This window comes from Bifidobacterium hominis (assembly GCF_040095915.1).
GTDB lineage: Bacteria > Actinomycetota > Actinomycetes > Actinomycetales > Bifidobacteriaceae > Bifidobacterium > Bifidobacterium hominis.
Window position 1 is genome coordinate 83,801 of sequence record NZ_JBBMFR010000006.1, and the last position, 21,892, is coordinate 105,692.

Here is a 21,892-nt window from a genome sequence, read left to right on the forward strand (position 1 = left end):
ACATGTATGTACGGGTTATGTGCGCCTATTCTACGCGTGGCTTCTCCTCGGTGGCGTCTTCCGCCTCCCACTGATTGATCTGCGCCTGTGCTTTCTGCATGGTCGCCTCGTCTCGTTCCAACAGTGGAATGAGTACTGTTGCGGCCTCGCTATGCGATGCGGGAATCGATTCTTCGTTCGTATCGTCGTTGTCGTCGGCCGTTCCCAGCCTGCTGATTACCATGGTGGAACTTGACGGCATGGATTCGTGCCGTTCTTTTGCGGAATGTTCCGGGATGAAGGTACTGACCGGGGTCGCCTCACGCTCATTCGTATTGTCGGACGGTGCTTGTGATTGCTGGGTTCCGGCCGGTGCGAACGCTTCCGTCGCGTCGTTGACGATTTCCTTCGTCTTGCGGACCGGCTGGGAGCCGGTCACGTCGAAATCTCCAGTGGAATCATCCATGTCTACGGCGTCGATGTGACGTTCGCCGGTCGTGTCGGAACTATTCTGCTGTGCGGCCGCGTTACGGCGACGCTCCGATTCGTTCAGTAACGTGCCTACGGTGATCGTGCTCGGCGGGCGCTGGGGACGATCCTTGGATTCCTGCCTCGGTTCGGTTTGTGCGCGATTCTTTGCCGTGACAACACCCAACTGGTGCGCCAAACGTTCCACCTGTGCCTTGAATTGCATGATCTTGGCGTTGTCCGCCTTGTTCAAAGCGGAAATGAAATCGCCGACCTGTTCCATCTGCAGCCACAGATTCGCGCGCAGCATAATCAGATCATCCAAACGGTTACCCAACATGCGACCATATGCGGAAAGCATGGCGTTACGGTGATTCTCATCAAGTTTGGCGAAAATCCAAGACAAATCGCGAGCAGGATCGTTTACCTGCATGTCCTGCCAATTCGTGACCGCGGTGATGGACGAACCGGAAAACAGCAGATCGCCGTCGCGCAACCCGCCATGCACCGGGCAAGTGGAGAACGACCATAGCCCGTCGGTCTCAAGAATATTCGTCCAGCTAGTGGTGATCTCCTGCGGAACATGCCCGGCTTGGCGCAACCGTTTGATCCAAGCGGTCAGCTGAGCGCGAATCTGGTCAGTGACGAACACCGGATAACCCGCTTCCTGAAGAAAATCAGGACGAAGTCGATGGATCGCACCCAGAGCGGTGCCCACACTGGAACAATCATCCAACGTCAGCAGTTCCAGCGGTCGTGCCTGGCCCACATGGTGGGTGGACACGAGCACGGACGTGTCTCCAGTGGCGGAATGCTTTAAATCTCCGTTGGAAAAAGCCACTACGTGATCGATAGCAAACCCCAATCCACCCAATTCGCGGGCTTGCGCCAACGTTTGAGCCGCACGCACACGGCCGGCAAGACGCTTGCGGCCTTCAGGCGTATTGGATGCGAACACGTCATACAGTTTGCCTGCCGTATCCTGAACCACGGCGTGGTCGACGCCATACCCCTTGTCGGTCGAGTTGGTCTGTTCGCTGGCTCGCGTGCCGGCAATGGCGGCATTGGGCATTGTCGCGCTGGTCAGGGCAGCCATCATAAATTTGCTTCGTTCGGTCACAATTCCAACCTTAATACACAGTAGGGGCGAAGATGCGCCGACTTGCCCGTAAAACTGCCGGCAAACCGCCCGTAAATCGACGTTGCATCATATTGCGCAGTCATGACGGGCATATTGGGTGCAGTCAGGCAAGACATGCAATGACATCTCGTGAAAACGCATGCGCCGATGACGGCAATCTGCCACAATGGAACGCATGAGTGCAACAGTGGAAGAGATTCTCGACGGATTAGATGACGCGCAACGGGCTGCCGCCACGACAGTGGACGGTCCGGTGCGCATTATCGCTGGCGCTGGCGCTGGCAAAACGCGAACCGTAACCCGTAGAATCGCCTATGCGTGCGCCACCAAAGCATGGAATCCGCGAAGCACGATGGCGGTCACGTTCTCCGTCAAAGCAGCGGCGGAAATGCGTAGCCGACTGTCGAAGCTTGATGTCGCAGCCGACGTCAAAGCCGCGACCTTCCACTCCGCGGCCCTCCACCAGCTTCGTCAGGTTTGGCCGGACGTGTGCGAAGGGCCGATGCCATTCATCTGTCGAAATCCACGGGAACTGGTGGAGCGTTCGCTACGCCGCGTCACCACCTTCCAGATGGATGACGACACCATACGCAACTTGCAGACGGAAATCAACTGGTGCAAAATCTCACTAATCGCGCCGGAAGATTACGTGCGCGTTTGCGCGGCAACGCATCGTCAGCCGCCTTCAGGTCTTGAACCAAGCCAATTCGTAGATGTATACAAAGCGTATGAAGCGGAAAAAACAAATCGCAACGAAATCGATTTCGACGATATTTTGCTGATCGTATGCCATTTGATGGAAAGCGATGATGACGTGGCCTCGGCCATCCGTTCCAATATCGCATGGCTCACCGTCGACGAATATCAGGACGTTTCGCCATTGCAACACCGCTTGCTCACCCGATGGCTTGGCTCAAACCGCAACATCTGCGTGGTAGGAGATCCCGCGCAGACCATTTACTCGTTCGCGGGCGCAAGCAGTTACAGTCTGCTCAATTTCGCTTCGGAATTCGGTCCGCTCACCGCAGATATCAACCTCAACAATGACTACCGTTCCACGCCGCAGATCGTCAACTATGCCAATCGTATACTTGCCGCATCGCCGCAACGGGCCGATTATCTGAAGCTTAGCTCTGAAAGGAGCAAAGGGCGGAGGGTTGTGGAAACCATATACGGCAATGATTGGGAAGAAGCGCAAGGCGTAGCAGCACGTATTCGCAAACTGGTGGATGCGGGGGAGTCGACGGCCGATTGCGCGATCCTCACCAGAGTCAACGCACAGCAGAAAATCCTGTGCAAGGCATTGGGCGAACAGCATCTGAGATATCGCGTGCGCAGGGATAGCGGGTGGCAGAATTCTGCGCTTTCCGACGATGTACAAACCAGATTGGCCATGTTGGAGGCATTGGGCGTCGGTGCGGATCTTAGCGGCGTGACCATTTCCACCATCCATGCATCCAAGGGTCTGGAATTCAAACACGTATTCCTCATCGGCTGCTCGGAAGGGCTCATACCGTATGGGGCGCCGCAGGAGGGCGACGTGCTTGAAGAGGAGCGCAGACTCATGTATGTGGCCGTGACGCGCGCCGAGGACACGTTGGACGTCTCATATGCGCGCACCCGTGAAGGCAATGAGGGCGAAAGGGCACGACGGGTGTCGCGCTTCTTCCGCTGATACTGCTAACGGAATAGCGCGATTACTCGGCGTCGGTTTCGTTGTTGCTGCCGGATTCTGCGGAATCGTCAGAGCCGTCGCCATTGGTATCGGATTCGCCGCCCTTGTGCTCTTCCTCGTCAAGCAGCTTGCTGAGTTCGGCATCCCAATCGATGGTCATGCCATCGGCGTCGCCAAGGGACTGCGATGCCGTGTCGGTTACGTTGGAATCAGCGGGCGTCGTATTTTCCGTGCTTGCCGTCGATCCGATGTTCTGCGATTGCGAGGCGTTGCCATCGTCATCATTCGGCAGTTGCGGCAGCAGATCGGGATGCGACCATTTCGCGTCTCGTGCCTGCGCGCCTTCCGTGGCGCAGATGTTATCCCACAATGCGGCCGCTTCACGCATGCGCTTCGGACGCAATTGCAAGCCGATCAGGCTTTCGAAGGTTCGTTCCGCAGGACCTCCGATGGCGCGCTCGCGGCGGAGCATCTCACGAAGCTGTTCGATATGCGGAATATGGGCCATGCCGGCGCGCCACACTACGGTGTCTACCCAACCTTCGACCAAGGCGAGCAGATTCTCCAGCGATTTCATGGCCTGCTGTTGTTCAGGCGTGTCGGGGAACGCCACCTTGGTGATGTTCACCGCGTCGGCCATGGAATCCGGGTCGACGGACTGCGCATCGCGGATCTGCTCCTCCATGGCGTCCAAATCGATGCTGGTGCCACGGGCATATTTGCCCAACAGCGCCTCGAAGCGTGGCATCAGCCACGGCACGGAAGCGTACAGGCGTGAATGGGCGAGCTCCTGCAACGCAAGATAGCCCATCACCTCGGTCACATCGATTTCCAAGGATTTGGCGTATTCAACGACGTTCTGTACAATCAGGCCTCCAGCCGGATTCTTCAGCAGCGAAATGCCCTGGTCGAAACTGCCGCGCACCTCATGTGACAGATCGCCGGCGGCGCGTCCCAGCTGCATGGCGAACGACGTATTGCCGACGAAACGCATCAACTTTGCCGGATCCTTCATGTCATCAGGAATCGGAATCTGCACCGGACCGGCGAAAATGCCGGAAACTTCCGTATGAAACTCCGAATCTCCAAAACGCTGAGACAAAATCGAAGCCAGCGCGTCGCTCATCGACTCGGCTATGGGAGACGCGAACTGCGCCCAGGAATCAATGCAGCCTTCCACCCATCCAGCGCGGGTGAGCACCTGCGTCTCGCCCTGTGCTGGATTGAACTCGCAGGCGGTATCGAGCCACAGATTCGCCTCGCTGATGGCACGGCGGGCCATCTCTCCGTATTCCGCGCTCACGCTGGTTTCAGATTCTTCGCCATTGGCCTGCTGCAGTGCCAATGATTTTGCCAATTTGACGTTGATAGGACCTTCTTCGGTGATGTGCTGGATGTCTCCGAAAGTGTTGAGCCCGCCCGCGGTGAACGCCTGCATCATCGACCTGACCTCAGCCGGCTTGGGAAGTTTGCTTACATCCTGACTCATCAGCTGGTCGCGCAACTCCTCCGGCATGTTGGAAAACTGGTTCCATGCCATCTCGCCTTGAATTGGTCCGAAACAATCGATAAACCATTGGCGGATCGCGTTCTCGTCCATGCCGGCCCTGCCTTTTCCTAAGCGTTTGTTCAAGTTTGGTTGGTTCCATACTATGCTATGGGAGGTATGCCCAAGATGAAGGAAACACGACGAATTCACGGCAAAGACACACGTAACGGTGCTCCGGGACGTGTCAAACGATGGCTGATAGGCGCGGAAGGTTGGCTGTCCGCGCGTTCATGGCGTTATCTTGCAGGACCGTTGGTGGCGGTACTGTGCGTATTGGTGTTGATTATGCCCAGCGCGTATGTGGTGCAGATGCCCGGTCCGACGCAGAATGTGCTCGGGGAGGTTTCCGGCAAGCAGGTCATCGCCGTTTCCGGTGTGAAAACGTATAAGGATTCGGGCCAACTGCTGTTAGTCACGGTCAATGCTTCAGGTGTACCAGGGTACCCGGTGTCGAACGCTCAGGCATTGGTGGCGTGGGCCGATTCGAAATCCACGGTGATGCCTCAGGAGGCGGTGGTTCCTGTTGGACAAACCGTAGAGGAATACAAGCAGTCCAGCGACAAGGAGATGGCGTCATCGCAGGATTCCGCCACCGCGGCGGCGAAAAAGTTTCTGAAAGAGCATGGCTATGACGTGTCCGGCATGAAGGTGTCCATGCATGTGGACGACATCGGAGGGCCCTCGGCGGGCATGATGTACACGCTTGGTCTGATCGACAAGGTAACCGGTGAAAAACTTTCCGGGGGTAAGATCATCGCGGGAACGGGCACGATGAACGACAAAGGTGAAGTCGGCGAAATCGGAGGCATCCGTTTGAAGATGCTCGGAGCGAAACGCGACGGCGCAACCTGGTTTCTCGCCCCGGAATCCAATTGTTCCAGCGTTGTAGGCCATATTCCGGAAGGCTTGAACGTGGTGAAAGTGTCTACTTTGCAGGAGGCATACGATGCGCTGATCGCCATCCGAGACGGCAAGGGTGCATCACTGCCGCAATGCTCTGCAGAAGAGTGACGCATTCTTGACGCATTCCGAGATATAAGAAAAAACAATCTCGCAAAGTGAGCAATTCCACGGTTCGTAACGTATATGTTCGAGCAGTGTTGGTATATTGACGAACGTGAATCAAACGGCATCTGATAACGCTGAAGAATTCGGTTTCCACGCCGGCGACCTGGTACAGGAATGGCTGTGGGACGATGATGTGGACGACTCGATCCGCGCCAAGATCGAGGAGCTGACCGGTGAAGAGCTGGTCGACGAGGACTATGATTCCGCCGTTGATGGCGTGATTATTTGGTGGCGCGACGGCGATGACGAAGACGAACTGTCTGACACCATCGTCGATGCGTATGCGGTCCTTGGAGACGATGGTCCATTGTGGGTGCTCACCCCGAAGCCGGGGCGCCCGGGCGCGGCAAGTTCAAGCACCGTGCAGTCCGCCGCGAAGACCGCCGGCATGAATGCAGCCACGCCGCTGACCGTCAGCGGTGACTGGAATGGCATCCGTCTGCGTGCATTCGGTAAAGGCCGCTGATCGTATTCGTTTTGCCCGCCTCGGCACGCATGGCCAAGGTCGGACGCTCATATAAAGGCTTGGAATCACACTATTCCAAGCCTTTTTGCTTACGGAAGCGGTCGAAGAAGATGTTTCCATGAAATTCCATATTTGAGCGAATGTAATAACCGTGTATATCGCGTTGGATTCTGCCGTTACATATTGCTGCTTTTTGGTTATGCTGCGGTTACCGCGCCTCGCATCGACGCCGAAGGCAACATCATCGAAGGATGAATCGGTAAGCATTGACGGAGACTTTGACAAAGCGTTGACAAAAGTCATGACTTTGCTGACATGCACGTGAGATAGTTGGAAATATCAGAAGAGCCGGAATGGCTTATTTTCCGCGGAAACAAAAGGTGGGCGATGAGGGACTCGAACCCCCGACATCCACCGTGTAAAGGTGGCGCTCTAACCAACTGAGCTAATCGCCCGCAAAGCTCTACTGTACAGTATTCGTTGCCTGCGACAGCTTCAACGTGTGTCGCGCTGCCCAATAGGGGTTCCTTCCATAGTAAATGCGTGAAAAATGGTGTGATTTGAGTGTCGATTCGCTGAATTTTCCACAAGAAAGCCAAAAGCGTCGAATCAATCACGTAGAGTAAGGACGTTGAGTAGTGCAGTAGGAGGTCGATAGCCAATGGCGCAGGAACCTGAATCCGAGAGGAACGCATCGGGGATCGCTCGTACTTCAAAGCGCAAGTGGGGGTATGATTCCGAACAGGTGGACGCTTTTCTTGAGCGTGCGCACATGCTGTACGAAGGTGAGGGAGCGCAACTCACCCAGCATGATATTCAGAATGTTTCTTTCGATTTGGTCAAAGGCGGCTATGTGATCGCCCAAGTGGACGCGGCCCTTGCTCGTTTGGAGCGCGCCGTGGTGGACAAGCAGACCACATGGGAGATTTCGCAGCATGGTCGTGTGGCGTGGAAAGCGCAGACCGAAAGTCTGTTCCGCCAGCTTGACGCCCATTCCAAACGTGAGCACGGCGAACGTTTCAAGCCAGGAGAAGGCAAGGAGCCGAGCTATGACCGCAAGCAAGTGGATCGCATCGTCGATCAGTGCCTGACGAAGGCCGCTGGCGAGCTCGGCGTTGAGGAAGTGTCGGAAGACGATGCCAAGAAACTTGTCGATCTGAACTCCCAGACCGTGGCGAATGTGATCTTCACCCAGCGCAAGGGCAAGCGTGGCTATGACGAGCGTCAGGTGGATTATTACCTGAACGAATGCGTGCAGCTGCTGACCAGACTCGAATCCTATGCTCGTGTGGCCGACTTCGTGGGCGAGCCCTCCGAAAGCGCGATGGCCGCAGCCAATCCGCCCGCAACCAGTCTGGCATCCCAAGAGACGCAGGTGGTCTCGCCGTTATTCGCCGTTCCAGCCGTTTCCGCAGAACCTATTGCGCAGCCCGCTCAGGTTCAAAACAGCACTGACTCCTTCGACGCTTTGAATAAGGCGGAACGTGAGATTTTCACCACGCCTGCAACGTCCCCGGTGAACATTCCGGCCACTCAAACCGCTGCGCCGACGTATGCTCCCGTGGTTCCGCCTGTGTTCCAGCCAACCATCAGCACCCCGTCGGCTCCGGTAACTCCGGCAGCTCCTGTAACGCCGGAACCTCAGGCCGCTCCGGTTGCTCCAGCGGCTCCGGAACAGTCGTTGGCACACCTGTTCAAAGCGTCCAATGCGGTTGACGAGGAGCCATCTTCCGCAGGAACGGAAACCGAAGCGTTCAATCCGCTTTCTGATGATGGCGCGCCGAGCTATGACGCTCCGGCCGCGCCTGCGGCTCCTGTGATTCCAGACACTTCGGTCGCACATCAGCCGGAAGAATCTCACGGCATCAACATCGCTCCCGATTCTTCGTTGGCTGCCTTGGCGCAGATGGCCCAGAACATCGACGCTCCCGATCCGGTCGAAGACACGTTCACCCCGCGCATGCCAAGCCTGTCGACGCCGAACCTTCCGCAGGTCAATACCGACTCGATTAATCTCGGAACCTTGCCGACCGTCCCACCCTCCTTCACGCTGGAACCAGCAACCTCCGCAGATCACTCGGCAACGGCAACTCCCGTTGAACCGGCGAAACCGGCAGAGGAAGAGAAGAAGAACGAAACCAAGCCGGCAACCAATCCGATGTTCGAAGCATCCAACAGCAATCTGGATGTCGATATTCCCGACCTGTCGTTCCCCTCTTTTGAATAGGCAATCGCACTGAACAGGCTGACGTGACCGTCAGCCTGTTTTCGCGTTCACACGAATAATCCAAAACAAATACGGAGCACACGCATAACCCATGCAAACCTCAACCGTAGTCATTCTGGGATCCACCGGATCCATCGGCACCCAAGGACTTGACGTCATCTCCCGCCATCTCGACCGTTTCAACGTGGTCGGACTTGCGGCAGGCGGCTCCCACGTGGAACTTCTGGCCCAACAGGCGGTCCAATTTCACGTTTCGAAAGTCGCCATCTTCAACACAAACGCGGTCCATGCGCTCCAAGATGCGCTAAACCAAGCCGGCGCAAGCCATGTGGAAATCATGGCCGGGCCGGAAGCGGTAATCGCCATGGCCGGATCCGGTGCCGACGTGGTGTTGAACGGCATTACCGGATCCATCGGCCTTGAACCTTCGATTGCGGCACTGCAGGCAGGATCGCAGCTGGCGCTCGCCAACAAGGAATCCGTTGTGGCCGGCGGTCATCTGCTGTTCGACGCACAGGTTCGTGCGCAGCAGATCAATCCGGTTGATTCCGAACATTCCGCCATCTGGCAATCGTTGCGTTCGGGCACGCACGGTGAAGTGTCGAAACTCGTGGTCACCGCTTCCGGAGGTCCGTTCCGCGGTTGGAAACGCGAGCAGATGACCGACATCACGCCTGAACAGGCGTTGAACCACCCTACTTGGAATATGGGTCCGGTGGTGACCATCAACTCGTCCACGTTGATGAACAAGGGGCTTGAAGTCATCGAAGCGAGCCGTCTGTTCGACGTGCCCCCGAGCCGTATCGACGTGACCGTGCACCCGCAATCCATCGTGCATTCCATGGTGGAATTCCGCGATGGCGCCACCATCGCACAGGCTTCACCGCCTGATATGCGTCTGCCGATCGCGCTTGGCCTATCGGCTCCCGAACGACTTGGCAACATCGCAGCGGCCTGTGATTGGACGAAAGCCGCCATGTGGACGTTCGAACCGCTTGACGATGAGGCATTCCCCGCAGTGAGCTTGGCTCGACATTGCTTGGAAGCTTCCGAAAAGCATACGGCCGTGCTGAATGCTGCCAACGAACAGGCCGTTCACGCCTTCCTCGAACATCGCTTGCCATATCTCGGCATCGTCGATACCGTCAAGGAAGTGTTGGACGAAATGGATGCGGAACTGCGCGGCAATCCGCTATTCGCTTCCGTGGAGGAAATGAGCCAACTCGAGCTGGAAGCCCGTCGTCGAGCCGACGACCTGATAAACAAGTAACGGAAAACGAAACAAAACAAACAGACGAAACGTAAGTGACGCAAGGCTCCCTAAGTCGGGAGCCTTGTTATTGCAAGGATTTGACGTATGCCAGAAATCGAAAAGCCGTTCCGTAAAACCGGTGAGGCAGCCATTAGCGAAAGCCCGCTGCATCCGCGCCGCAAATCGCACCGTATTATGGTCGGTCCCGTTCCAGTCGGCGGGGGAGCGCCAATCTCGGTGCAATCCATGACCAATACGCTGACAGCCAATGTTCCCGCGACATTGCAGCAGATCGCGGAACTGACCGCAGCCGGCTGCGATATCGTGCGCGTGGCCGTACCAAGCCAGGATGATGCCGACGCATTGCCGGAAATCGTAAGGAAATCACCGATTCCGGTCATCGCCGATATTCATTTCCAAAGCAAATACGTGTTCCAGGCCATTGACGCGGGCTGCGCTGCGGTGCGTGTGAACCCCGGCAACATCCGCAAATTCGACGAGGTTGGCCCTTCCATTTGCAAAGCCGCCACGGACGCGGGCATTTCGTTGCGCATCGGCGTGAACGCGGGCTCGCTCGATAAGGAACTGTATGCGAAATATGGCGGTCCGACGCCGGAGGCACTGGTTGCGTCCGCCATGAAGGAAGCGCGCATGTTCGAAGACGTCGGCTTCCATGATTTCAAGATTTCCGTCAAGCATCATGATGTGATCACCATGGTGGAAACGTATCGTCTGCTCGCTTCCAAGGGTGATTGGCCGTTGCATCTTGGTGTCACCGAAGCTGGACCGGCATGGCAGGGCACCATCAAAAGCTGTTTGGCATTCGGTGCGCTGCTGGCTGAAGGCATTGGAGACACGATTCGCGTTTCGCTGTCGGCACCGCCCGTCGAAGAAGTGAAAGTCGGGTGCAAGCTGCTGGAATACATGGGATTGCGTCCGCGCAAGTTCGACATTATCTCCTGCCCGAGCTGCGGTCGTTCCCAGGTTGATGTGATTCAGTTGGCCAATGCGGTGACCGAAGGTTTAAAGGATGTGACCGCGCCGATTCGCGTGGCTGTTATGGGCTGCATCGTCAACGGTCCGGGCGAGGCCCGTGAAGCCGATTTGGGTGTGGCATCCGGCAACGGCAAGGGACAGATTTTCATCAAGGGCAAAGTCATTCAAACCGTGCCGGAAGACCAGATTGTGGAAACGCTGCTGGTCAAAGCGCAGGAGATCGCCGCGCAGATGGAAGCGGACGGACAGGTGCCCGTCAACGCCACAGGACCGGTGGTGGTGCCGGTGGCGCAAGGTAATTGTTGATTTCGCTGACCGCGGGCGGTCGATTGCAGATTGTGATCGGCCGCCCGCTGGTTTTGCTGGTTGTCGATTGCCATTTCAGCTGGAGTCGGTACAATGAACGGCGTGTCAGATCAGGAACGTCAGTCAGTCATGTCCAGCGCGGAGAGCCAATCCAGTCAGTGGACGAGGGGCAGACGGCTGATGGTCAGTCTGCCTATCTTCATCATCCTGCTGGGCATTCTGGTGTCGGTATCCAATTTGACGGCATCGTCATGGAAGTACGAGCCAACCGGTCAAACCATCGAAACGTTATCATCCGACACGGCAGTGACCTTCGATAATCCTTCCGGCAAAACCCTTGCCAAACGAGGCGATTACGAAGTGACGCAACGATATGTCACCATTGAGGCGAAACAGCCGTCAACCGGTGAAATACAACAGGTCAAAGTGTTGATTCGAGAGCCGAAAGACGCGGGAAACAATCGGCCCGGCGTGGTGTTCATGCATGGTGCCGGATATGGTACCTGTGACAACTCATTTGGAGACATGGCCACCGATCTCTCATCCGCAGGCTTCGTGACGGCCGTGCCCGACAAGCCGGTATGGTCCACCAACGATGCGACCCGTGATTACCCGGGCTCCGCGGCCATTTACGATCAGGTCATCACCATGTTGCGTGATCTCGACAACGTTGACGCTTCGAATGTCGGCATTTACGCGACTTCCGAAAGCACCTGGATTTCCTCATATCTGCTTGATCAAGACCCCGACGTGGCATTCCAGGTGTTGCTGAGCCCAATGGTGTATTCGCCACGACATTCGTTGGGATTCCTTGCCGCACAGGATTTCGCGCTGGTCGGAGCGCATGATGGATACCAGTCCATTGTGCGCCGCGCGTTCAACATCGATGCGGAATTGTTCGGCCTGACCAATCTCGACCTCGACACGTTGAATCCCCAAGCCTATTCCATTCCCACGCTTGTGGCATACGGCACCAAAGACGTGATGACCGCGCAGGTGGAAGGTACGGAGAAAATCATCGACATGGCGCATAAGGCGGGCAATTGGGACGTGACCGTGCGCACATACCCCATCGCCAACCATGTGCTCCGACTCGGCGACGAATCCAACAGCGGCACTCCGTTCGCCGACGCCTACGTGGATGATGTGATCAGTTGGGCTGTCGGCATCACGCGGGGACTGCAGCAGACCAGCGAGCGTGTGGCCGGTACCAACTTGTATCAGTCGATTGCGGTGCCGTTGGAATTGCAGGCGAACAGCGGGCTGACCATTTATCTCGTGGTGCTGCATGCCAGCATGGTGCTGTTGCTGCTGGTGATCGCCGTGCTGTGGCTGATTGTGCTCGTACGTAAGATTTGGGCGCATGCGCATCGACGCCGATATGTGTTGGGGCTGAGACCTGTGTTCAAAAATGCGTTGATTACGCTTGCCGTTGCCACCATGGCCACTTTTGTGCTGTTTGGTGCAGGATTGGGCGAAGTGGTTATGGGCGTGGTCAAGCTAGCGTGGGGTGGCGCTCCCGCCGAGGATCCGGGCATGATGTATTGGAGTTGGCCGGTTATTCAAATGGTGTGTGTTGTTGTGGTGTGGGCGTGGTCCCGCGTGTTCGTGCGTCTTATCGAGGAGGCGACGAATCGTGGTCTTGCACAATGGCCACCGCGTAAGGGGGCTATAGGCGCGATTGTGAGTGGCCGCCAGCCGGTGCTCGCGTCGACGAGGTTCGGCCGTGTGATGTTTTGGATCACGGCGGTCACCATGCTGTATGTGCTGTTGGTGTTCGCGTTCTGGGGATTGTTTATTTACTGATATCGCGGGAGAGTGCGGCTGGCGCGAGAACGTGCGGAAAGTATAGATAGTTCAGTTAAGAAAACGAGTCGAGGCGAAGGAGGTGTGTGAATGCCGTTGTATCAGGACGAGGGCGTGGTCTTGCGTACCGTCAAACTTGGCGAAGCTGATCGTATCGTCACTTTGCTGACACGTGACCATGGCAAAATCCGAGCCGTCGCCAAAGGTGTGCGTCGAACCAAATCGCGTTTCGGAGGTCGTTTGGAGCCTTTCATGCGCGTCTCGTTGCTTATTGCGGAAGGGCGTTCGCTTGATGTGATTTCCCAAGCCGAGTCGGTGTCGGCGTATGCGAGAGGCATCTGCACCGATTTCAAGGCGTATACCGCAGCGAATGTGATTTGCGAAACCGCTGACAAGCTGGTGGTGACGGAGCAGGAGCGTTCCGTGGCACAGTATCGGCTGGTGTTGGGAGCGTTGAATGCCCTTTCCAAGCATACGCATGAGGCTGCTGCGATTGGCGATTCCTACGTGATGCGTGCTCTTGCGATCGCTGGCTGGACGCCGCGTTTGCGTGCCTGCGTGGTGTGCGGGGAGCCGATTTCTGCTGATCGTCCATGGTTCTTTTCGATTTCCGCGGGTGGCCTGATGTGTTTGACCGATCATATTCGTGAATCGTTTGACGTTTCGTGGAATGCGATCTGCCAGTTGCAGGCGCTTGTAGACGGCGATTGGGGAGAGCTGGACGGCACGGCGTTGCTTCCGGAAACCCGACAAATGGTGGAAAAATGGGGTGAATACTATTTGGAACGTCCGATTCGTTCCATGCGCTTGCTAGATTAGCGGGTATGGCTTTTGAGAACGTGGATTACAAGTCCCTTGACATTCCGGCGGCACCATTTTCTGACCCGTCGATTATTCCTGATTTTCCGAAGAACAAGGTTCCGCGCCATATCGGCGTGATCATGGACGGTAATGGTCGTTGGGCGCAGCAGCGTGGGCTGATTCGCACCGACGGGCATCAGGCTGCCGAACCGGTGGTGTTCGACACCATCGCAGGTGCCATCGAAGCCGGTGTGCGTTACCTGTCGCTGTATACGTTCTCCACGGAGAACTGGAAGCGTTCCCCGCAGGAAGTGCGCTTCCTGATGGGCTTCTCGCGTGATATCATCCACCGTCGTGTGGAGCAGATGAACGCGTGGGGCGTGCGCGTGCGCTGGTCCGGCCGACGTCCGAAACTATGGAAATCCGTTATCGACGAATTGGAAAAAGCACAGGAACGTACCAAAAACAACACGACCATCGACGTGGTGTTCTGCCTGAATTACGGCGGACGTGCCGAAATCGCGGATGCTTGCGCGGCAATCGCAAAGGAAGTGCGTGACGGCAAGATCTCCGGCGATCGCGTAACGGAAAAAATGATTTCCGAACACCTGTACAATCCTGATATTCCTGATTGCGATTTGGTGATTCGTACTTCCGGCGAACAGCGCACGTCGAACTTCCTGCCGTGGGAAGCGGCATATGCCGAACTTGATTTCGTGCCGGAACTGTTCCCCGATTGCGGTCGAGACGTGCTATGGCGTTCGATCGACCACTACATTCACCGCGACCGTCGTTTCGGCGGCGTCAAAAAGTAGTTTTTGCTGAGTTGATTAGGTTAACTGCGGGGAGAACATAATGTTCTCCCCGTTTTGTTTGTTACAACGTGCTGATTCGGGTGGTGAAGGTGGGGACGAAACGGGAGGAGTCGACTTGGAAGGCTACGTGGATGCGGGGTGCGTTGGAGTCGATCAGTCCGGCGGGATCGCCGATGGTTCGGCCTCGGGTGCCGTGGAAATCGCCGGTTTCGAGTTCGACTTTCATTGGTAGGTCGATACAGGTCACCAGCGACGGGTCCACGGCAACGGCGGCGGCCAGCGGATCATGTAATGGCATGCCCTGTGAAAACAGTCGCGCGTCGGCCTTGAGGTTTGCGGCAATGGAAAAATCAGCCATGTCGGCGAGGAATACGCGCACATCGGAAGCAGATGGGCTTGCAGCCACACTCGAGGTTCGAGCTGAAGCTGCATTTGAACTACCAGCTGAACCATCAAGTGAATCAGCGACTTGGGATGCGGTCGAGCTGGTAAGTGTGTCAGCATTCGCCGCTTCACGCCAAGCACGGGTCGCATCGGAACCCATCAGGCATTGATGCGTTACGTCCAAGCCGACCATGGTGATGTCGGCACCGGAATGGAACACGCGATCTGCGGCTTCCGGATCCTGAATGATGTTCGTTTCCGCAGTCAGATCCCAACAGTTGCCTTCCTGCGTCAACGTGCCGCCCATCATCACCAGTTTGAGTTTGCCGGCAATATCCGGTGCGGCCGCGATCGCAGCATCAATATCGGTCAGCGGACCGGTCGCAACCACAGTGACGTCGAAACCATAAGCGCGAACCTGATCAATAATGAACTGCACGCCTTCGGAAACCGAGTCGGCGGAAGAATCATCAACATGAATAAAAGAAGCCGAATCCGTAGTAAGCGACAATTCAAACGAATCAACCGCAGGATTCGCATGAACATCATCCAACGCATATCCGCCAACGGAAATCAGACTACGATAATCACGAGAAAAAACAGTATCAGAACCGGAATTATCCGAAAAAATATCTGAAAAAGCAGTATCCGAAGACGAACTATCGCAAGCCGGGCCGAATCCTCCCAATCCGTCCGTGCCGTGAAACTGCGCACAACCTGCATCCGGAATGAAACACCGAGCCCATGAAGGATGCGACGATCCACGTATCACCGGAATGTGCCGAAGCCCCAACCGTTCCAGCACATACGAAGTATTGCGAACCGCAGTGTCGACGGAAACATTGCCGTACGTGCCGATCACGCCAAGCACGTCAACAGTGTCGAACGTCGCAAGGTATGCCAACGCCAGTGCATCGTCGATACCGGTGTCCACATCAAGAATCAGTCGTGTCATATTTGTATTTAATCAAACTCGTGCAATGAAGCCAAATGCAACGCATAATGGTGCGGCATCCCACAAACCATGTTCAACCCGAACTGAGCAAGCAGTGTTGGGCATGAAATAAAAATGCAGGATGCCGTATTCCAATATTTTCGATTATTCGCACCTAAACGGGTTACAAACCTACTCGTTCAAACCCGATTATTTCAGGAATTCGTCGGTGGCGAGATCCTTGGCTTGCGGAGCGTCGTGCACCACCTTGTCATGCGAATCGGTGTAGGCGTCTTCCTGAGCGAGGAAGTCAAAATACTGCTGGGCGCCTTCAACGTCGTTCGTACCGAACGTGAACGAACCATCCTTGATCTTGGCGGGATCGCCCCAATACTGACCGTCCACAATGGTTTTCATGCTTTTCTTGACGAAATCAAGCTTGAGATTCGCGTCGGGAGCTTCCTTCACAAGGATCTTCGCTGCATCGTCAGGATTCGAATATGCGTACTCGTAGCCCTTCTTGGTGGCTTGTACGAACTTCTTCACCAGTTCGGGATTGTTGGAAATCGTCTTGTCGCTGGTGATCACGCCAATGGTGTCGGCATTGCCGGGAACGCCGTAATCCGGTTCGGTAAAGCAGTTGAGCTTCGGACCGTACATGTCGGCCTGCACACCCTCCCAAGTGGCATAGAAACCACCGAAATCAGCCTTGTTGCTGGACAGCGTTTGGAACGTGGACGTGCCGACGGTCACCTTGTCGAATTCGCCCTTACCTCCGTCCGACTGAATCATGCGACGGATCACCGCATCGGATTCGTTGGATCCGAACGTGGCGAAAGTCTTGCCGTCGAAATCCTTCGGGGATTTGATTTCAGTGTTGGAAGCGAGCGAACACCAGATGGCGCTTGGCTTCTGCTGTACCTGCAGCACCTGCTTGATGGTTGCGCCCTTAACAGCGTACGTGCTTACGTTGGTGAGGTTCGACAATGCGAAGTCGGCCACGCCGTTGTTCACGGCCTGTTCGGCACCGGCCTGTGCCACGGCCACGATATCAACGTCAAGACCTGCCTCTTTGAAATAACCCTTGTTTTTCGCCACATATACGCCGATATGATTGGTGTCGGGCGCCCAGGACAGCATGAAGGTCACTTTGGTCAGATCGCTGCTGCCAGATGCTGTGCTTGTTACGGAATCGTTGCTTTGTCCGCATGCGGTAACGCTGAACAACATGGCGATTGCGCTGAAGAGTGCGATTATTGTGCTTGCGATGTGAGTACGTGCGGTGGCGTCATGCCTGCTGAAGATGCTCATAAAGCGATTTCCCTTGAATCTGTATTCTCTATCGTTTTCTAGGGATATGCTGCGAGCGGAGTTCGGGCAGAAAACGATACGAAGGGCCTCAGGCCCCCGCTCGTCCAATGCCCCCGACATTCCTTACGGTGCCTAGTGAAAGGCGTGGAATATTGCCGGTTTGCCACGCATTGGCTTAACAGCGGGTTTTATTATACGTAGGCAGCGTGACCGACATGCAATGCGGAGTGGCGAATGCTGCGAATGCTGCGTTTGCAGAAGGCCGATGATGTTTGGCGTGTTTGACTTACTGGTCTGCATCGGGATCGGCGTCGGCATCAGCTGGGCCGAGCAGGACGCGTTCGCTGAGGTTCACCAGGCACATCAGAACGCCGGTGATGGCGATGATGACCAGCGTCGCCGAGAAGATCAGCGGTGTGCGGAACGAGTTGTAGGCGGCCTGTAGCCAAATGCCAAGACCTTTGCGCGCGCCCAAATATTCTGCGGTGGCGGCGGTGGCGAAAATGTATGCGGCGGAAACGCGGATGCCGCCATAAATCTGACGAGCGGCCACACGCAGCTTCACATGCCACAGTGTCCACGCTTTCGTGGCGCCACAAGTCAGCGCAACATCCGAATAAAACTGGGGGACCGCTTCAAGCCCACGAATCGTCTGCACTGCAATCGGGAATAAGCCGAATACCGTTACGATCACGATTTTTCCGGAAATCTCAAAGCCAAACCAGATCAAAAATAGGGGAGCGATGGAAATCAACGGCATGGTCTGCGCAGCTGAAAGCAACGGGAACAATGCGGCGTTCGCAATGCATGAGCAGTACAGCAGTATGCCGATGAGAATGCCGAACAGTACGGCGAACAGGAATCCGACGGTACCTTCAAGCAAAGTGACTTGCGTGGCAGGCCATAACGTCGACCATGTTTCGACGGTGGCCTGTGCGATTTCGCTTGGCGCGGCGATCATGGTGCTGGGCACATTGCCGATGCGGACCCACGCCTCCCATACCGCCAGCAACAGCACTACTGCAATAACCGTGGGAATACGGCGTTTGCAAACGTGAGCAAAGGCGGACAAAGCTTCGAGAAGTTTTGCGACAATGCCGGCTTTTGAATTCGTGTTCGCAGCCATGCCCGAACCCATGTGCGAACTCGTGTTTGAGGGTATGGATCCTGTTGCCGAATCCCTGCGTTGAACGTGCGAAACCGCCATCGTTCACCTTGCTTTCTGCGCCATAGTGGGCGCGCACGTGACCGGTGGCGAGAAATCAGTAAGGTGAGGAGCCTGCCCGCGTTCCGGTCAGAAAAGTTCATTACCGGGGTGCCAGTATAAAGCACTCCCTAAACCACGTTCCAAACCAAAACGAAAGGCGGGTTTCGTATCTCATTCGACACGAAACCCGCCTTACTCTTTACCCCTTGCTACTGCCTTGGATTAGCCTCACTCCAGTCCGATGGACTTCATGGTGTGGAGCTTCAAGGACTTGACCTCAAGCGTGCCGGATTCGGCAACAAGTTTGATGGCTCGTGGGCCTTCGGAAGCGTAGCTGAAGGAGCTCATGGCCTGACGGCCGTCGTTTACGTACACTTCCACGCAGCCGCGATCCACAAACACGCGCAGCTTGAGCTCGCCGGAAGCCAGTTCTTCGGCGGAAAGCGGCGCGGTACGGTAGCCACGATCGCCCTGAGCTGCGGCCTGACGGTCGATCACCACGCGGCCGATCTGATCGTCGAACGCCACATACGTGTAAGAGCCATCCTCAGTCGCGTGAATCTTCAGACCGGCGCGTTCCGCGGTGGAGGCGTTGAGATCGATGGTCATTTCGATTTCAACGGCTTCGGCATCGTCGGCAATGGTCTGCTCGCCATTGACGTCCAGCGAGATCGCACCGAAATCGGTGGTGTTTTCGCGCAAGCCCTCCATTTCGACAACCGGAGCGGTGTGCAGATCGCCGTCGGCGCCCAGGGTGATCTCACGCGGAAGGGTCAGGTTGCCGCACCAGCCGTCATCCTGCATCGGAATCGGCTCAACGAACGGGCTCATCCAGCCGTATACGATCTGGCGCTCGCCATCGTTGAAGGACTGCGGAGCGTAATAGTTGTGGCCGCAATCCCACAGGCGAAACTCGGTTTCCGGCTGGAACGCCTCGCCCGGGGTCCACGTGCCGATCATGTAGCCGGCGTTGGAAACGTTGCGGTTCATGAAACCGGAGGCCTTTGCGCCCATGGCGGAGAAGCCGATGACCCACTTCTCATTGCCCTCGGCGTCCTTGATCGGGAAGAAGTCCGGGCATTCAAGCATGAAGACGTTCGGATCCGGGTGTTCGAACAGCACACGCTCGTAGGTCCAACGAACCATGTCATCGGAGGAGAACAGCCACATCTGGCCGCGCTTTTCTACGGAGGAGACACCGAAGGTCATGTACCACTTGTCTCCGGTCTTCCATACCTTCGGGTCACGGTAGTGGTGGTCGACCTTATCGAGCGGGCAATCGATGATCATGCCGCGCTTGGTGGCGCTGGTCAGCTCGTCGTTGTCTGGTTCGGCGATCATCTGCACCTGCCAGTCGCCGCCGGTGTTGTCGATGCCGTTGGCCCAGCGGTGGCCGGTGTAGTAGAACTTGAGCTCGCCGTCATCGCCGATCACTGCGGAACCGGAGAACACGCCGTCCTTTTCCTCTTCGAGAGTCGGGGCGAACATGATCGGCTCACGCTTCCAGTTGAGCATGTCGTTGGAGGAGACGTGACCCCAGTGCATCGGGCCCCACTGGGTGCCGTACGGGTGCAGCTGGTAGAACACGTGCCAACGGCCCTTGTAGAAGCACAGGCCGTTCGGATCGTTGATCCAGCCGCCGTTGGAGGCGATGTGGAACTTCGGATACCAACGGTTGTTGCGCGCGGCGGCCATGGCTGCAACGCCCGCCTCCGCCTGTGCCAGAGCCTCGCTGTGGTTCTTGATTTCGTGAAGGACGGGTGCGTCCGGGGTGAAGCCAGTCATCGTTGAATAGCCTTTCTTGTGATTGTTGAATTGCTGCTTATTGAGTTTTGAGTAAAAGTTGTAAGAATGCTGCCCGAAGCGGAAAAAGGGGAAACGCTTCGAGCAGCACGATTCAGTTATGTTCTTGGCCGGACTTGCGATTGCGTTCAGGCGTTCGCTTCTGCAGCGGCCTGGGCCTTGAGCTGCTTGTCGGTGTAGAACGGATCACCGCCGACTTCCTGGTCGTCCTTCTTGATCACGAAGAAGCCGTAGATCAGGGCTGCCAGCACGATGCCGGAGATGGTGAAGAAGGTCGGGCGATCGCCCATGGCGTCATGCAGGGCGCCCATCGGGGTGGAGAAGATCACCTGGCCGATCTGGGAAGCGATCTGGAAGCCCACCATGTACAGGGTTGCCGACAGCTTGGTGTCGAAGTGCAGAGTGAAGTAGCGGAATGCCGGCAGGCAGAACAGCGGAACCTCGATGGAGTGGAACAGCTTGACGATGGAGACGCTGACCGGATCGTGGAACACGCCGCACAGGCCGATGCGCAGGAACATCACGGTTGCACCGAGCAGCAGGGAGTTGCGCACGCCGATCTTCTTCATGATGATCGGAACAACACCCATCATGGCGGACTCGAGGAACACCTGGAAGGAGTTCAGGGTGCCGTAGGTGGCGTTGCCGATTTCAGTGGTGGAGAAGAGGGAAGCGTAGTAGTTCGGGAACATCTGCTGATCGAACACGGTATAGAAGGTGTTGGTGAACAGCATGAAAACGATGAGCACCCACAGGGTCGGCATCTTCAGAACGGAAATCATTTCCTTGAAGGACGGGTTGGTCGGAGCCGCGTTCGGATCAGCTTCCTTCTTGAGCTCTTCCTTCTGCTCGGCCGGAACCCAGAAAGCGTAGATGCACAGCATGCCGAGGCCGCAGATGGAGCCGACCCAGAAGTTCAGCAGCGGGTTGATATTGAACAGGAAGCCTGCACACAGCGCCACGATGGCGTAGCCGAATGAGCCCCAAGCTCGGGACTGGCCGTATTCGAAGCCGAACTTGCGGGAGTAGCGTTCGGTGAGTGCCTCGAACAGGGAGCAGCCGGCCATGAAACCTGCGGACAGCACGATGGAGCCGATGAGCACGCCGATGAAACGGGTGGTGCCGCCGGCTGTCAGCATCGGGGCATACACGAACTGCACGAACGGGCCGACGAGCGCTGCGATGGCGGAGACGAAGATCACGAGCTTACGCTTGATGCCCAGTTGGTCCTGGATGGCGCCGTAGGCGAACATGATGACCAGGGTTGCCAGGGAGTTGATGGAGTAGATCTGGCCCTGCTCGGCGGAGGTCATGCCCAGACCGTGGGCCGGGTCGGTAAGCCAGCGGGAGAAGAAGGACCACCAGATGCCCCACGAGCAGAAGAACATGAAGATGCCGAAGGAGCTCTGCAGGTAGGAAGGATTCTTCCATGCAGATCGAGTTGTACTTGCCATGTTGTTGTTTCTCTGTTTCTCTTTGTTTGTGCCGCTGCCGCGCGGCACCTCGGTTGTGTGCCGATGTTGTGTTATGCCGTCATTCACCCAGCTGCCGTGCCAAGTGGATGAACATGGTTAAATAATAGCGCGTCAAATGATTGACGTCAATCGATTGACGTAAGTAATTCCAACGCTTTTCGGAAGTGTTGGAATTAAGCCGAAATGGGGGATAAAAAAAGAAGGCCTCTCGGCGTGTCGTAGCGGACAC

The 21,892-nt window shown here is 56.4% G+C and carries 16 protein-coding genes and 1 tRNA gene; 9 read left to right on the plus strand and 8 right to left on the minus strand.

Annotated features, from left to right (window positions below; translation table 11 throughout):
- Nucleotides 1–25: 25 nt before the first annotated feature.
- Nucleotides 26–1,546, minus strand: coding sequence for a phosphotransferase (locus WMO36_RS05700; RefSeq protein ID WP_349077152.1), 1,521 nt, complete (start codon nt 1,544–1,546; stop codon nt 26–28).
- Nucleotides 1,547–1,763: 217 nt separating this feature from the next.
- On the opposite strand from WMO36_RS05700, the gene WMO36_RS05705 reads away from it, so the two are divergent.
- A complete protein-coding gene (locus WMO36_RS05705; protein WP_435374687.1) occupies nt 1,764–3,263 on the plus strand; it encodes an ATP-dependent helicase in 1,500 nt (499 codons plus the stop codon).
- Nucleotides 3,264–3,285: 22 nt separating this feature from the next.
- Here WMO36_RS05705 and WMO36_RS05710 read toward each other — a convergent pair whose 3' ends face one another.
- The gene (locus WMO36_RS05710; RefSeq protein ID WP_302695036.1) at nt 3,286–4,863 is read right to left on the minus strand and encodes a zinc-dependent metalloprotease; all 1,578 of its coding nucleotides are present in this window, start codon (nt 4,861–4,863) and stop codon (nt 3,286–3,288) included.
- Nucleotides 4,864–4,929: 66 nt separating this feature from the next.
- On the opposite strand from WMO36_RS05710, the gene WMO36_RS05715 reads away from it, so the two are divergent.
- Complete coding sequence (locus WMO36_RS05715; protein ID WP_144166049.1) at nt 4,930–5,823, plus strand: YlbL family protein; 894 nt, start codon at nt 4,930–4,932, stop codon at nt 5,821–5,823.
- A 97-nt stretch (nt 5,824–5,920) separates the two neighbouring features.
- Entirely contained in the window at nt 5,921–6,346 is a 426-nt protein-coding gene (locus WMO36_RS05720) for a DUF3052 domain-containing protein (RefSeq protein WP_004220767.1), read from the plus strand.
- Nucleotides 6,347–6,727: 381 nt separating this feature from the next.
- Here WMO36_RS05720 and WMO36_RS05725 read toward each other — a convergent pair.
- A tRNA-Val gene (locus WMO36_RS05725) sits at nt 6,728–6,801 on the minus strand.
- 206 nt (nt 6,802–7,007) lie between these two features.
- Here WMO36_RS05725 and WMO36_RS05730 point away from each other — a divergent pair.
- The 6 genes from WMO36_RS05730 to WMO36_RS05755 all read left to right on the plus strand — a co-directional run bounded on the left by WMO36_RS05730 (nt 7,008) and on the right by WMO36_RS05755 (nt 14,549).
- A complete protein-coding gene (locus WMO36_RS05730; RefSeq protein ID WP_349077122.1) occupies nt 7,008–8,573 on the plus strand; it encodes a DivIVA domain-containing protein in 1,566 nt (521 codons plus the stop codon).
- A gap of 91 nt (nt 8,574–8,664) precedes the next feature.
- A complete protein-coding gene (gene dxr / locus WMO36_RS05735; protein WP_004220760.1) occupies nt 8,665–9,843 on the plus strand; it encodes a 1-deoxy-D-xylulose-5-phosphate reductoisomerase in 1,179 nt (392 codons plus the stop codon).
- An 87-nt stretch (nt 9,844–9,930) separates the two neighbouring features.
- Nucleotides 9,931–11,127 carry a flavodoxin-dependent (E)-4-hydroxy-3-methylbut-2-enyl-diphosphate synthase gene (gene ispG, locus WMO36_RS05740; protein WP_055063539.1) on the plus strand — a complete coding sequence of 399 codons (1,197 nt, stop codon included), beginning with the start codon at nt 9,931–9,933 and terminating at the stop codon, nt 11,125–11,127.
- A gap of 93 nt (nt 11,128–11,220) precedes the next feature.
- Nucleotides 11,221–12,933: an alpha/beta hydrolase family protein gene (locus WMO36_RS05745; protein WP_055063538.1), complete on the plus strand. Its 1,713-nt coding sequence runs from the start codon at nt 11,221–11,223 to the stop codon at nt 12,931–12,933.
- A 90-nt stretch (nt 12,934–13,023) separates the two neighbouring features.
- Nucleotides 13,024–13,752 (plus strand): DNA repair protein RecO, encoded by a 729-nt coding sequence (gene recO / locus WMO36_RS05750; RefSeq protein ID WP_349077124.1) that lies wholly within the window; start codon nt 13,024–13,026, stop codon nt 13,750–13,752.
- A gap of 5 nt (nt 13,753–13,757) precedes the next feature.
- Entirely contained in the window at nt 13,758–14,549 is a 792-nt protein-coding gene (locus WMO36_RS05755; RefSeq protein WP_004220750.1) for an isoprenyl transferase, read from the plus strand.
- 61 nt (nt 14,550–14,610) lie between these two features.
- On the opposite strand, the gene WMO36_RS05760 is transcribed toward WMO36_RS05755, so the two are convergent.
- The 5 genes from WMO36_RS05760 to WMO36_RS05780 form a co-directional block, all read right to left on the minus strand.
- Nucleotides 14,611–15,888 carry a nucleoside hydrolase gene (locus WMO36_RS05760; RefSeq protein WP_065447168.1) on the minus strand — a complete coding sequence of 426 codons (1,278 nt, stop codon included), beginning with the start codon at nt 15,886–15,888 and terminating at the stop codon, nt 14,611–14,613.
- A 189-nt stretch (nt 15,889–16,077) separates the two neighbouring features.
- Nucleotides 16,078–17,178 carry an ABC transporter substrate-binding protein gene (locus tag WMO36_RS05765; protein WP_051662182.1) on the minus strand — a complete coding sequence of 367 codons (1,101 nt, stop codon included), beginning with the start codon at nt 17,176–17,178 and terminating at the stop codon, nt 16,078–16,080.
- A 286-nt stretch (nt 17,179–17,464) separates the two neighbouring features.
- Nucleotides 17,465–18,304: an ABC transporter permease gene (locus WMO36_RS05770; protein ID WP_226555711.1), complete on the minus strand. Its 840-nt coding sequence runs from the start codon at nt 18,302–18,304 to the stop codon at nt 17,465–17,467.
- Nucleotides 18,305–18,613: 309 nt separating this feature from the next.
- Nucleotides 18,614–20,170 (minus strand): glycoside hydrolase family 32 protein, encoded by a 1,557-nt coding sequence (locus WMO36_RS05775; RefSeq protein ID WP_065440046.1) that lies wholly within the window; start codon nt 20,168–20,170, stop codon nt 18,614–18,616.
- Between the two features lie 146 nt (nt 20,171–20,316).
- Nucleotides 20,317–21,642, minus strand: a complete 1,326-nt coding sequence (locus tag WMO36_RS05780) for an MFS transporter (protein ID WP_022244713.1) — start codon at nt 21,640–21,642, stop codon at nt 20,317–20,319.
- Nucleotides 21,643–21,892 lie beyond the last annotated feature (250 nt).